General features: G+C 68.4%; 13 protein-coding genes. 2 read left to right on the forward strand and 11 right to left on the reverse strand.

Going from position 1 to position 12,246, the window contains the following annotated elements:
• Positions 1-32: 32 nt before the first annotated feature.
• The 8 genes from ABFP37_RS12320 to ABFP37_RS12355 form a co-directional block, all read right to left on the reverse strand.
• Complete coding sequence (locus ABFP37_RS12320; RefSeq protein ID WP_139362878.1) at positions 33-794, reverse strand: serine hydrolase; 762 nt, start codon at positions 792-794, stop codon at positions 33-35.
• 571 nt (positions 795-1,365) lie between these two features.
• Positions 1,366-1,959 carry a DinB family protein gene (locus ABFP37_RS12325; RefSeq protein WP_347033732.1) on the reverse strand — a complete coding sequence of 198 codons (594 nt, stop codon included), beginning with the start codon at positions 1,957-1,959 and terminating at the stop codon, positions 1,366-1,368.
• 243 nt (positions 1,960-2,202) lie between these two features.
• Complete coding sequence (locus tag ABFP37_RS12330) at positions 2,203-2,406, reverse strand: cold-shock protein (protein ID WP_013599688.1); 204 nt, start codon at positions 2,404-2,406, stop codon at positions 2,203-2,205.
• A gap of 207 nt (positions 2,407-2,613) precedes the next feature.
• Positions 2,614-5,442: a PEP/pyruvate-binding domain-containing protein gene (locus tag ABFP37_RS12335; RefSeq protein ID WP_347033733.1), complete on the reverse strand. Its 2,829-nt coding sequence runs from the start codon at positions 5,440-5,442 to the stop codon at positions 2,614-2,616.
• Between the two features lie 45 nt (positions 5,443-5,487).
• The gene (locus tag ABFP37_RS12340) at positions 5,488-5,808 is read right to left on the reverse strand and encodes a hypothetical protein (protein ID WP_347033734.1); all 321 of its coding nucleotides are present in this window, start codon (positions 5,806-5,808) and stop codon (positions 5,488-5,490) included.
• Between the two features lie 113 nt (positions 5,809-5,921).
• A complete protein-coding gene (locus ABFP37_RS12345; RefSeq protein WP_347033735.1) occupies positions 5,922-6,977 on the reverse strand; it encodes a zinc-dependent alcohol dehydrogenase family protein in 1,056 nt (351 codons plus the stop codon).
• A gap of 92 nt (positions 6,978-7,069) precedes the next feature.
• A complete protein-coding gene (locus ABFP37_RS12350) occupies positions 7,070-7,696 on the reverse strand; it encodes a response regulator transcription factor (RefSeq protein WP_078029182.1) in 627 nt (208 codons plus the stop codon).
• Positions 7,693-8,895, reverse strand: a complete 1,203-nt coding sequence (locus ABFP37_RS12355) for a histidine kinase (protein ID WP_347033736.1) — start codon at positions 8,893-8,895, stop codon at positions 7,693-7,695. Before ABFP37_RS12355 ends, ABFP37_RS12350 begins: the two co-directional genes overlap by 4 nt.
• A gap of 209 nt (positions 8,896-9,104) precedes the next feature.
• On the opposite strand from ABFP37_RS12355, the gene ABFP37_RS12360 reads away from it, so the two are divergent.
• Positions 9,105-9,707: a heme-binding protein gene (locus ABFP37_RS12360; protein ID WP_347033737.1), complete on the forward strand. Its 603-nt coding sequence runs from the start codon at positions 9,105-9,107 to the stop codon at positions 9,705-9,707.
• A 102-nt stretch (positions 9,708-9,809) separates the two neighbouring features.
• Here the strand turns inward: ABFP37_RS12360 and ABFP37_RS12365 are convergent, their stop codons facing one another.
• Positions 9,810-9,965, reverse strand: coding sequence for a hypothetical protein (locus ABFP37_RS12365; RefSeq protein WP_347033738.1), 156 nt, complete (start codon positions 9,963-9,965; stop codon positions 9,810-9,812).
• A 94-nt stretch (positions 9,966-10,059) separates the two neighbouring features.
• On the opposite strand from ABFP37_RS12365, the gene ABFP37_RS12370 reads away from it, so the two are divergent.
• Positions 10,060-10,551, forward strand: a complete 492-nt coding sequence (locus tag ABFP37_RS12370) for an ankyrin repeat domain-containing protein (RefSeq protein ID WP_347033739.1) — start codon at positions 10,060-10,062, stop codon at positions 10,549-10,551.
• Between the two features lie 75 nt (positions 10,552-10,626).
• On the opposite strand, the gene ABFP37_RS12375 is transcribed toward ABFP37_RS12370, so the two are convergent.
• On the reverse strand, positions 10,627-11,304 hold the full coding sequence (locus ABFP37_RS12375) for a CoA transferase subunit B (RefSeq protein ID WP_347033740.1): 678 nt from the start codon (positions 11,302-11,304) through the stop codon (positions 10,627-10,629).
• A gap of 57 nt (positions 11,305-11,361) precedes the next feature.
• On the reverse strand, positions 11,362-12,090 hold the full coding sequence (locus tag ABFP37_RS12380) for a CoA transferase subunit A (protein WP_347033741.1): 729 nt from the start codon (positions 12,088-12,090) through the stop codon (positions 11,362-11,364).
• Between the last annotated feature and the right edge of the window lie 156 nt (positions 12,091-12,246).

Raw genomic sequence — 12,246 nt, forward strand, 5'->3', positions numbered from 1 at the left:
GCAGAAATGCGGGCTAAGGCAGCATCCGCCGCCTAGAACAGTGCGGCCGCAACCGTCTGCGTGACCTGATGGATGATCCCGGTGCCGCCGGGCATGCCTGCAGGGTCCTGCCCCAAGGTGTACACCACAAGCACGTAGGCCCGCGTGCCCTGGACCAGGATGGCCGCATCATGCAGGTTGCCGCCGAGCAGGCCGTACTTGTGGAAAACGTTGATTCCGTCCGGAAGGGCGGCCGGGATCAGCCACTCGTAATTCGTGTACTGCATATAGGAGAGCAGCTGGGCAGTATTGGCATCGCCGAGCAGCCGGCCGCTGAACAGCAGCGCCAATAGCTGCGCCGTCTCTGCCGCGCTGAGGGTGTTCGTCATGCGGTCGTAGGTGATGCCGATCGATGCCGCGTAGTCCTGGATCCCCTGGTGGCCGATGGCGCCAAGGATCAGTGACCAGGACTGGTTGTCACTTTGCTGGATCATCCGGCGGAGCTGGATTTCGGCCGCGGCACCGCCCATGGGCGCCGCCAGCGAGAGGAGCCCCGATTCGGCCAGGTGGTAGTAGGCGGCCGCTGCCAGAACCTTGCCCGTACTCGCCGCCACGAACTTCTCCCGGACACCGTACTGGTGGACGATGCCGTCCGCCATGTCGATCAGGGCGACCCCTACCTGGCTGGGGGCGTTTGCGCTGATGATGCCGCTGATCTGCGCCTCAAGGGCCGGGCCGATGGCCGACACCCGGGTGGCCGGGATGACGGCCGCGGCGGGAACCGGCGATGCTGTGGCACGGGTGGTGGCACTCATTGCGGGAGTTGGCTTTGCAGTGGCTTGCTTCGCGGCAGCCGTCGCCGCACGTGTTGGTGCGGGACTTGCGGCTATTGACCGGCTGGGCGGCACTGGCCGGGCGACGGCCGGATTTGCAGGGGTGGCGGCCGACGACGGCGTCATCCCGGGCGGTGTGCCCGCCGCGCCAACGGGAGGCGAGAGGGCGGATGCATAGATCACCGCCGCGGCGGCCAGGGAGGCAGCCAGGGCCGCTGCAAGAGCGCTGAAAGGGCGGGGAAGAACTCGGCCGCCAGGCGGCCTGTGCGGGCGTCCCGGTATCGGTGTCCGGCGGTCAGGGGTCCCACGATGCCTGCCGTGGCCGCCGTTCATCGGCACGGTCCATGCACGAAATGAGGTTCACGGCTCCGGAACCGGCCGCCGCCGGGACATCCAAAGCGCCACAGTGGCCAGCCTGGCGAGCACCCTGACAACGCCCCTCCCAACGCTTGTCACGCTGATTTCGGTGCACCAAGCTTCGCCGGAGGACGTTGTGAAAACCTTGAAGGCCATTCCACGGGTGAGGAAGGGAAGCGGGCCGAACCGCGCCTGGTCAGGCGATCGGTCCGCCGGCCGCAGCTTGCCGGGCGGCGGCTTCCAGCCGGTCGAAGTGTGCGGTCTTCTCCGCATCGCTCCGCATCGGGAGGTTGGGGTCGCTCGGGCCCTGCCCTGCGGCGCCGTCGATGAGTTCGCGGAGGATGTCCGCGTGCCCGAGGTGCTGGGCCGTCTCCGAACCCATATGGACCAGGATCTGCTGCAGGGTCACGTGCTTTCGCTCTTCCGGCCACCATGGCACCACGCCGGGGGCGTCGAGCGCGAGGGCCTCGATGGTGGCATCGCTGTGGTCCGCCGAGAATTGGTGCAGGGCGATGATGTCCGCGCGGGTTTCAGCGGGCGTCGCCCACATATCCGCATCAGGCTCGGCGTCGTCGTCAAGCCACGGGACGTCCCGCTCGCTCGGCCGTCCGAACACCTCGCCGAAGTAGCCCAGCTCCACGCTGGCAACGTGCTTTACGAGGCCCAGGAGGTTGGTGCCGGTGGGAGTCATGGGACGGCGGACGTCGTATTCGCCCAGCCCGTCGAGCTTCGCGAGCAGTTGGGCCCGCCGCGTCTTCAGGTAGCGGTGCAGAATCGCTTTGTCATCCATAGCGGGCACTATACCGAGAACCTTGGGCACTGGCTGTCACATTGGCCGGCCGGAACCCGGCAGTTCTGCACCACTTTGTCCCGCCGGCCGGGCACGCAAGCCAGGAATGACGGGCGGCCCGGGACTTGGAACTGCGGAAACAGGTGCAGAACTGCGCCGGAAAGCAGCGCAACCAGGCCGGGGAGAGCAAAAAACTCCCCTGTCAGTGCTGAGATCAGCACGGACAGGGGAGCTCTCAAGCCGTTACAGCGGGCGAATGTTCTCTGCCTGCGGGCCCTTGGGACCCTGGGTCACATCGAATTCGACCTTCTGGTTTTCATCCAGGGAGCGGTAGCCGCTGCTGGCAATTGCCGAGTAGTGAGCGAAAACATCTGCTGATCCGTCATCCGGAGCGATGAAGCCAAAACCCTTTTCGGCGTTGAACCATTTAACTGTGCCTGTTGCCATTACTACTACTTCCTTTGTAACCCTTTTCTGGTCCTGCTCCGACGGCAGGCAGATGCGGAGACTGTCTTCCGCTGTCTCAAACCTAGGGGGCGTACGCTGGGCGTGCAATAGCTACCGTCATCAACTGTCCCTCCTGTAACGGGAGATTCTGTCCAAAGGGTCAGCCGGACGGCGGAGGGCGAGCGCTTTTTCGCTGCAGGAACCGGACTACGGCAGGGTCCCGCCGTCGGGTTCGGTCGCAACTTCGGTGATGGTCCCGGCGGCTCCGTCCACGACGACGGTCTGGCCGGTGCGCAACCGCGTGGTGGCGTCCGGCACCCCAACCACGGCGGGGATGCCGTATTCGCGGGCCACCACGGCGCCGTGCGAAATGACACCGCCCATCTCCATTACCAGGGCGCCGGCAGTTAGGAAAAGCGGTGTCCAGCCCGGATCGGTGGACGGCGACACCAGGATTTCCCCTGGTTCCAGGTGCGCGCCTACGGGGTCCATAATCACCCTGACCCTGCCCTCGGCCGTCCCGGCCGACGCAGGTGTCCCAACGAGTGCGCCCGGGGCGCCAGCGGCGCTCGCGATGGCGGCTTCTACGTCTGTGCCGTCGGAGAGCAGGAGCCGCGGTATCCGCCTCCGCCGAAGTTCCGCATCGTAGATGCGACGGCGATCCGCGACCATTTCCTTCAGCTCGCCGCCGCGAAGCCCCACGCGGACCTCATCGAAGGTCAGGAAGAAGACGTCGTCTGCAGCCGCTATGGTGCCTGCCTTGGCCAGCTCGGCGCCGATGGAAGCGAGTTGCCGGTGGACTTCGCCAAACACGGTCACCACGTAAAACTTGGGCAGTTCGCGCAGGCCGGCGAGCTGCCGCGTCCGGTGCAGGCAGAAAGCCACGAGGCGGCCCCGCAACGGGCTCACCGCCCCGGCCCGTGCCACGAGACTGCTGATCCTGGCTTCGGCATGGTCGGCCGCCCGGTCGAACTGCCGGTCCGGCGCCAGCTCAGGATCCTCCACCCTCAGGTAGTTGGAGATCATTCCGAGAAGGTGGTCCGGCTTCTCGGACCACCGCGGCATGCCCAGGTCGATTTCGGCCACGGCTCGATGGCCGTACCGATCCAGGAAGCGGTGCAGGCCCGTCTGGGCCACGTGCGGCAGCTCCCCGGCGGCGTAGCTGACGGCCAGTTCGTCGGGACGCCCGCGCAGGAAAGCCTCCCGCGAGGGGGCGTCGTCGCGGACGGAAACAGCCAGGCTCCACAGTTCAAGGTCCATTTCGGTGGTCACATTGTGGGGGAGCCCTCGCAGGACTGCCTCCAGCTCGCGGGGTTCGGCCACTCCGCGCAGGAGCCAGCGGGCCAGGCCCAGCATGGCGTACCCGGCGGCGGGTGCCGGCAGCGTAGCTCGGATCAGGTCATCAACCATGCGGGCCGGGGCGTGCTGGGCGTGGTCAAGCCTCCTGAACGCTGTTGCGGGCTGGGGCAGGGCGAGGTCCGCCTCGAGTCGCTTTCCGTAGCGAAAAGCCCGGCGCAGCTCAGCCTTTGGCCGGAGGACGGCGCGGATCAGGGCGGGGACCAGCCATACGATCGTGGCCAAGCCCGCCGTGCCGTCCCCGCGGACCCATTCCGCTGCCCTAGTTCTGGACCGCCGGGGCGGGGCGTTGGTGAGGCCGAATCTCGGGTCGTCGAGGAGCGCGGGCAGGACAGCAGCCGATCTCCCGTCCGCGAGGGGAACCCACTTCAGCAGCATCCGGCGGCCGGACGCGGTGCGGATCAAAGGCGTCAGGTCCGCGTACATCCTCAGTCCGGGACTAACATACGTCCAGGGCGACCTGCGGTTTCCCATCATTCCCATCATCGAGAGCCCCATTGGCGTGAGGGGACGCGTCAGCCCCTGCAGCAGAGTGCCGCAGAGATACACGCGGGTTTCAGCGTCCGGCGCCGATTCCAGCCCGAAAGGCTTGGCCGACGATGGATCAGGCAGGGGGTACAGGGTGGTGATCGGCCGTGACTGGGTCAGCCAGATTGTGCCCTCGGCGTCGAGGACCCACTCCACGTCCTGCGGTTCCCCGAAAAGCTCCTGGGCTGATAGGCCCAACGAGGTGAGTTCACGGACCTGCGCTTCGGTCAGGCTTGGGCTGGCTCGGTCGCCTGGTCCGGACTCGTTGCGTCGCGGGCTGGACTGCCGGATCTTTCCCGTGGCCGTCTCCACCACGAAATGGTCCGGAGCCACCGCTCCGGACACCACCGCCGCCCCGGGGCCGGCGCTCGCATCGATGACCGTCTCGCCGCGCGTCCCCGTGACCGGGTTTGCGCTGAACAGCACGCCGGCGGCGGCGGCGTCCACAACATGCTGAACGACGACGGCGAGGCCGACGTCGCCATGGCGGATCCCATTGGCCGAACGGTACGCCACCGCCCGGTCCGTCCAGAGTGAGGCCCAGCAGCGCCGAACCGCCTGGATCACGGCGTCGGCGCCGACGATGTTGAGGAAGGAATCCTGCTGTCCGGCGAAGCTCGCGAAGGGCAGGTCCTCGGCGGTGGCGGAGGACCGCACCGCCACCGCGGGTTCGATGCTGGCGGGCGGCGCGTTGCCGGCGGGCGGCGGCTCGCTCATCGCCGCGTAGGCCGTCCGGACGGCTGCCTCCACCTCGGGGGGGACGGGTGCCGTGCCCACGAGCTCCCTGGCACGCTGCGCCATCCCGTGCTGTGTGGTGTCCCGCTGTGCATCGTCCCGCTGTGCGGTCTCCGCCTGTGCGGTCCCGCGCTGCGTGTCCTCATGGCCGGAACTGCCGGCGGCCGGCGCCTCGCCGGTGCGTGCTGTTCCGGCCGCCAGATCGTCCAGGCGGGCCGCCAGCGCGGCCAGCTCGGGAGGAACCGCCATCCGGTAGGCGGCCGTGGTCAGGCAGAACCCGGCGGGCACCGGGAAGCCGGCGTCGGCGAGCCGCCCGAGATTCAGGGCTTTCCCGCCCACGAGCTGCAGGGGCTGCGAGCCCAGCTGGCCGAGTTGCAGCACGAGCGGGTCAGGCGCGCCGCGCTCCGGAAGGCCCATGTCCTGTGCCTCGTTTCTGGGCCAGGTCCGCTCTTTGTTGCCCGTCTATGTGGCGGGGTCCGACTCCTGACCGGTGTCCTCCCACTGCACGTCGAGATTGCGGAAGACAGGTGGTCCGTCACACAGGGCTGCCATCTTGGCGGCGAAGTCCGACGTTTCCGGCCGGTTGGAGTTCTCCATTGCTGACTCATAGGAGTCGAATTCCACGATGGTGAAGTACATCCCGGGCCGGTCGCGGTCCGCTGCTGCGATGATGCGTCGAAACGTCGGGGCCGTGGTTCCGTCGGTTCTTGACGGCCGGCCCAGCTCTTCGATCTCTTCGATCCGGGAGGTCTGGAATTCGATGATCTGCACAAACCTGGCCATGACGGCTCCTCGATGGCGGCGGTGGAAGCTGATGCGGATCACCGTAGACCCGGTGCCGGGGCAGCGCAATAGCCGCGGCCACGCAGGAGTAGGGCGCGGCACCCGCACCCGGCCTACGGCGTCAGCAGCACCTTGATGGCTCGGCGTTCGTCCATGGCCTTGTACGCCTCGGCCGCCTCCTCGAGCGGCATTTCGACGTCGAACACGCGTCCCGGGTTGATGGTTCCGGCGAGGACATCCGCCAGCAGTTCCGGGATGTACGTCCGGGCCGGAGCCATGCCGCCGCCCACCGTGATGTTGTTGTCGAACAGGTAGCGCAGCGGGATCTCCGCGCCGCCGGTCGGGACTCCCACGAACCCCAGGGCGCCGCCGGGGCGGACGGAATGCAGGGCCTGTTCCATGGACTCCTTGGTGCCCACGCACTCAAGCACGGAGTCGGCCAGCACGCCGCCGAGCAGCTCGCGGACTTTCGCGACGCCGTCGTCCCCGCGTTCCTCCACGATGTCCGTTGCGCCGAACTCGCGGGCGATGGCCTGCCGGTCGGCATGGCGAGACATCGCAATGATCCGCTCGGCTCCGAGCCGCTTCGCCGCCAGGACGCCGCAGAGCCCCACGGCGCCGTCGCCAACGACAACAACGGTCCGGCCGGCGGAGACTCCGGCGCTGAGGGCGGCGTGATGGCCGGTGGCCATGACGTCCGACAATGTCAGGAGGCTGTTCCGCAGGGCGGCATCGGGTTCACGTACATCGGAAACCTTGACCAGGGTGGATTCTGCCAGCGGGACCCGCACCGCCTCGCCCTGGCCGCCGTCGATCTTGAACCCTGAGTCGTCCTTGCCGCCCCAGCCGGCGAGGTGGTCGCAGGCGACGGTGACGCCGTTCAGGCACTGCGGGCACGTGCCGCAGCTGACCACGAACGGGGCAATCACGAGGTCGCCCTCCTTGAGCGCGGTTACGGCAGCCCCGGTGCTCTCCACAACGCCGATGAACTCGTGGCCGATGGCCGCAGGCTTGTGCGTCGGCTTCACGCCGCGGTATGGCCACAGGTCCGAGCCGCAGACACAGGACGCCGTCACCTTGACCACCACGTCGGTGGGCAGCTGGACGACGGGGTAGTCGCGGTCTTCCACCCTGATGTCTCCGGGGCCGTGGATGATGGTGGCGCGCATGGCTGCTCCTGTTACTGATTCGGGTCGGGGGCCGGTTCGGGCTGCAACGAGTCTAGCGCCGGGCCGGGCGGGTTCAGCGGGGCAGCACCGCGTCAGCGCATCCCCTCGCGGCGGATGGCTGTGGCAATGGCGGCGGCACGGGTCTCCACCCCGAGCTTGGCGTAGATGTGGGCGAGGTGGGTCTTGACCGTCGCCTCGGAGATGAACAGCCGCTGGCCGAGCTCCCGGTTGCTGAGCCCCTCGGTCAGGAGGCTCAGCAGCTCGGCCTCCCGCGGGGTCAGCACCTCGTCCGGGTTGCGCAGCTGCTGGAACAGCCGGGAGGCCACGGGTGCGCTCATCACGCTCTTGCCCTGCACAGCCCCGCGGACGGCGGCGAAGATCTCCTCCGGGGCGGCGTCCTTGAGCAGGTAGCCCATGGCGCCGGCGTCCACGGCCCGGACGATGTCGGCGTCGGAATCGTAGGTCGTGAAGACCAGCACGGCCTGCCTGCGGTTGCGCTCGCGGAGCTTCCGGATGGCCTCGATCCCGTCCATGCCGGGGCTCATGGCCAGGTCCATCACCACGACGGCGGGCGAGTGCTCCTCCACAGCGGTCAGCGCCTCCTCGCCGGAGGAAGCCTCGGCCACCACCTCAATGTCCGGCTGGGTCCCGAGCAGGGCCTTGAGCCCGCTGCGGACTACGAGATGATCGTCCACCAGGAGCACGGTAATGGCGCTCATTCCTCTCCCCTCACCGGCAGTTGGGCGGCCACAATCGTTCCTTCACCCGGCGTGCTTTCCACGGAGAAGGCGCCGCCCAGCTGCTCCACGCGTTGCCGCATGGCCCGCAGCCCGTACCCTCCGGCGTCCGACGGCGGTGCTGCCGCCGCCGGATCGAAGCCGGCGCCGTCGTCGTAAATGTCCAGGGTGACGGCGTCCGGGAGGAAGCCGAGGGTAACAGTGGTGTGCGCCGCGGCGGCGTGGAGTTTGATGTTGGCCGCGGCGCTCTGCACCACCCGGAGGAGCGCGTGCCGGACCTCGGCGGGGACGGGCCGCGGTTCACCCGTGACCATCAGCCTGGCATCGGGCACGTATTGGGACGCGGCCTGCCGCAACGCGTCCGGCAGCGGAGAGGCATCGAGCCCGGGGGACGCCAGTTCATGGACCAGGCTGCGGGTATCGGACAGGTTGCGCCGGAGCAGTTCGCTGGCCTGGCGAAGGTCCTGCCGGGAGCCGGGTCCCGGCCAGGCGCGGTTGGCCGCTTCGAGGAGGAGCAGGCTGCTGGCCAGGCCCTGCGTCACGGTGTCATGGATTTCGCGGGAAACGCGCTCGCGCTCGGCGATGGTGCCGGCACGGCGTTCACTGGCTGCCAGCTGTCCCTGGGCGAGCGACACCTCGGCGTGCAGGCGGCGCTGCTCGGCGGCGTCGTGCTCTATGCGGTCGTAGATCAGCGTCAGGAGGACGCCGACGGCAAGCGGGCCCAGTAGCATGGCGACGTCGGTGGCGTCGCTGAGCCTGAACAGCCCGACGGCGGTGGCTGCCGCCGTCGCGCCTGCCGCAATGTAGGCCACCGCGCCCGTGAACGCCGTGCGGCAGAGGAAGAAGAGGGCGAACGAGCACCAGGCGAAGCTGGGGGCGGAAATCACCAGCAGTGCCCAGGCCGCCACCAGGACGAACATCCAGACGGCCCAGGGCCGCCGGCGCTGGGCCAGGACGGCGATGACGGCGTAGAGGGCACAGGCTGCGGCCGCGAGGCCCAGGACCAGGAGGTTGTCATGCGGGCTGTGCCGCATCACGTAGCGCACCACGGACGCCACCATCAGCACTGCGAATCCCACGTGGACGGCGGCGTCAATGCGGCCCAGCCGTCCGCTGCCCTGCGTTGCGGGCGGCCGGGCGGGCAATATTTCCGGGGATGCGGCTGGGGCTGAGGGAGGCATGAGGGGATCCGGTTCCGGTGGTTGAAGTCCTAACCACCATGCTATTGCCCGCGCCGTTGCTGGTCTCTCAGCCTTTTGGCTGATCCGGCCGGCCCGAAGTACGACGCCGGTTCACCTGAAGGCCCGATGTGTCCTGTTGCGCCGGGCGGCACGATGGAATGTAGCCGTTCAGGCCGTTCAAATTTCAGGCTTAGCCAAGGAGAACCACTGTGAAGAAGTCCCAGAAGATTCTTGCCGCCGCAGCAGCCGGGGCGGTGCTGCTGACCGCCGGCGCCACTGCGGTGGCCAATGCGGGCACGGCCCCGATGGCGGCTGCCCCGGCAGCAGCGCCGGCTGCGGTGCCTGCTCCGGCAGCTGTGCCGGCGGCGGACGTCCAGCCTGTACCCGACAATGTCGTGTCCCAGAGCAGGATCAGCGTGGGGGCCTCGGCGAAGGCCGTCGGTGCCGCGCTGGCCAAGTGCCAGGCGGACAAGCTGCCGTTCGTGACCGTAGCCCTTGTGGACCGGTTCGGCACGGTGCAGGCCATCCTGCGCGGGGACAACGCAGCCGAGCACACCATCGAGTCAGCCAAACAGAAGGCCTACACCGCTGCCGCCCTTGGTGCTCCCACGAGTGAGCTGGCCAAGCGCATCACCGGCAACGGACCCAGCATCGCCGATCTTCCGGGAACCCTGTACCTGCCGGGCGGCGTCCCGCTCAAGGTGAACGGCGCATTCGTGGCCGGGATCGGGGTGGGCGGCGCTCCCGACGGCAAGCTTGACGAGGCCTGCGCAGTGGCCGGCGCCGAGGCGATTGCCGGAACCGCGAAGTAGGCTCCGGCTCATGGCAGCGCGCATATCCAGCGGCACGGGCAGATCCGGGAGAACGTGCAGGTCCGGGGGCCCGTGCGGGTCCGGGGGCCGGCGTTCAGCCGCTCAGCCCACGATGCTGGCGCTGGCGTGCCTGGCGGCGCTTCTGGCGGGGTGCGGGCCCGGATCCCCGTCGACTGGAGGAACGCCCTCGGGGAGTGCGTCCGGCAACAGCGGCGCTGCTCCGCCGTCGTCGTCAGCCACGGCCGCGGTACCGGCCACTAGCCGCCCTGCAGCAGCGACTGGCCCGACACAGCCTGGCGCGGCCCAGTCCCGGCCGGCCCAGTCCCGACCGGCCCTGTCCCAGGAGGCCCAAATGAAGCTGGACCAGCAACTGATCCTGGCAGCCAAAGCCGATGACGTCGCCCTCGTCACGAAGCTGATCCAGGACGGCGGGAACGTGAACGCCAAGGATGTGCTTCAGGATTCGGCATTCCTGTACGCAGGGGCTGAAGGCTTCAACGATGTCCTGCGGCTGACCCTGGCCAACGGCGCGGACGTTGCCAGCACCAACCGTTTCGGCGGAACCGCGCTGATTCCCGCTTCCGAGCACGGCCATGTGGAGACCGTGCGGATCCTCATCGCCGCGGGTGTGCCCGTCAACCACGTCAACAATCTCGGCTGGACCGCCATGCAGGAAGCCATCCTGCTGAACAATGGCGGGCCGAACCAGCAGGAAGTGGTCCGGCAGCTTCTTGCCGCCGGAGCCGACCCCAGCATCCGGGATCCGCAGGGCCGTACAGCCTTGGAGAACGCGGAGCGGCTGGGCTTTTCCGAGATTGTAGGGCTCATCCGGGCCCGGGGCTGACGGGGCAGCGGCTGAACTGGCCCGTTTTTGGACCGCCCACCGCCGCCGTGCGCCCGTCTCAGCCGGCAGGTCCCGTCAAAGCTGGGCCGGTTCAGCCAGCCGCTCCAGGGCAACCGTGAAACCCGCCTCGGTTTTCTCCCGGATCTCTTCGACGGTGACGCCCGGGGCAAGCCGGGTCAGCGTGAGGTGCCGGTGGCCGTCGTCCGTCTTTTCCAGGTCGAAGACCGCGAGGTCGCTGATGATCCGGTCCACCACGCTGAGGCCGGTGAGCGGCAGGGTGCATTCCCGGACGATCTTGGCGGTGCCGTCCTTGGCGTTGTGCTCGGTGAGGACCACGACGCGCGGGGTGCCGGCGACGAGGTCCATGGCGCCGCCCATGCCCTTGACCATCTTGCCGGGGATGGTCCAGTTGGCGAGGTCGCCGCCATCGGAGACCTGCATGGCGCCCAGGATGGCGACCTTGACGTGGCCGCCGCGGATCATGCCGAAGGACGTGGCCGAGTCGAAGATGCTGCCGCCGGGCAGGACGGTGACGGTCTGCTTTCCGGCGTTGATGAGGTCGGCGTCCTCGTCACCCTCGTAGGGGAATGGGCCCATGCCAAGCAGCCCGTTCTCGCTTTGCAGGACCACGCGGACGCCGGCGGGCAGGTTGTTGGCCACGAGCGTCGGAATGCCGATGCCCAGGTTGACGTAGTCGCCGTCATTGAGTTCCTCGGCTGCGATGGCGGCCATTTCATCCCTGGTCCAGGCCATGGGGTTCTCCTTGGGTTTTCAAAGTTTCAGGGGGCTTAAGTGTTCGTTCGCGCCAGGTCAGGCAGGCACCGCGGCGGAGGCGGGCTCGACGCGCGGGCGGACGGTGCGCTGTTCGATGTCCTTGACACGGCCGCTGGCCTGCACCAGGCGCTGGACGTACACGCCGGGCGTGACGATGTGGTTGGGGTCCAGGGCGCCGGGCTTCACGATCACCTCGGCCTCGGCGATCGTCACGGCCCCCGCGGTCGCCACCACGGGGTTGAAGTTCCGTGCGGTGTAGCGGTAGATCAGGTTGCCGTCCGTGTCGGCGGTGTGCGCGTGGACCAGTGCGACGTCGGCGCGGATGGCGCGCTCCTGGACGTACATTTCGCCGTCGAACTCGGTCAGCGGTTTGCCTTCGGCAACCAGGGTGCCTACGCCGGTTTTGGTGTAGAACGCCGGGATGCCGGCGCCGCCGGCGCGCAGCCGCTCGGCCAGGGTGCCCTGCGGGGTGAACTCCACTTCGAGGAGCCCGGCCAGGTACTGCTCGGCGAACAGCTTGTTCTCACCCACGTAGGACGCGATGACCTTGCGGACCTGGCCGGCCTCGATCAGGACACCGAGGCCCTTGCCGTCCACGCCCATGTTATTGGACACCACGGTCAGGTCGCGGACGCCGGAATCCCGCACGGCCAGGATCAGGTCCGCCGGGATGCCGCTCAGGCCAAAGCCGCCGACGGCGAGCGTCATGCCGTCCCGGAGCACATCCCGCAGGGCCTCGACCGCTGCGGATCTAAGTTTGGACATCGCATCTCCTCATTGAGCTGGGTTGGATCGTCGGGCGTCGGATTGTCTGGCGGCGAACCCTCTCGAGACATGCTCGCCGCCCGTTCCACTTTGTGGACTCAGGCTTTGGATGTTGAGCGTACGGGCGGCCGAGATGCACTGTCAAGGCCAATATTG

Origin of the sequence: Burkholderia sp. RS01, assembly GCF_039748055.1 — a bacterium.
GTDB lineage: Bacteria > Actinomycetota > Actinomycetes > Actinomycetales > Micrococcaceae > Arthrobacter.

Excerpts from the sequence above, each read along its gene's own strand:
- ABFP37_RS12330 (WP_013599688.1), bottom strand. The coding sequence starts at position 2,406 with ATGGCAACAGGCACAGTTAAATGGTTCAACGCCGAAAAGGGTTTTGGC.
- ABFP37_RS12325 (WP_347033732.1), bottom strand. The coding sequence starts at position 1,959 with ATGGATGACAAAGCGATTCTGCACCGCTACCTGAAGACGCGGCGGGCC.
- ABFP37_RS12375 (WP_347033740.1), bottom strand. The coding sequence starts at position 11,304 with ATGGCCTGGACCAGGGATGAAATGGCCGCCATCGCAGCCGAGGAACTC.
- ABFP37_RS12340 (WP_347033734.1), bottom strand. The coding sequence starts at position 5,808 with ATGGCCAGGTTTGTGCAGATCATCGAATTCCAGACCTCCCGGATCGAA.
- ABFP37_RS12370 (WP_347033739.1), top strand. The coding sequence starts at position 10,060 with ATGAAGCTGGACCAGCAACTGATCCTGGCAGCCAAAGCCGATGACGTC.
- ABFP37_RS12335 (WP_347033733.1), bottom strand. The coding sequence starts at position 5,442 with ATGGGCCTTCCGGAGCGCGGCGCGCCTGACCCGCTCGTGCTGCAACTC.
- ABFP37_RS12350 (WP_078029182.1), bottom strand. The coding sequence starts at position 7,696 with ATGAGCGCCATTACCGTGCTCCTGGTGGACGATCATCTCGTAGTCCGC.
- ABFP37_RS12380 (WP_347033741.1), bottom strand. The coding sequence starts at position 12,090 with ATGTCCAAACTTAGATCCGCAGCGGTCGAGGCCCTGCGGGATGTGCTC.
- ABFP37_RS12345 (WP_347033735.1), bottom strand. The coding sequence starts at position 6,977 with ATGCGCGCCACCATCATCCACGGCCCCGGAGACATCAGGGTGGAAGAC.
- ABFP37_RS12320 (WP_139362878.1), bottom strand. The coding sequence starts at position 794 with ATGAGTGCCACCACCCGTGCCACAGCATCGCCGGTTCCCGCCGCGGCC.
- ABFP37_RS12355 (WP_347033736.1), bottom strand. The coding sequence starts at position 8,895 with ATGCCTCCCTCAGCCCCAGCCGCATCCCCGGAAATATTGCCCGCCCGG.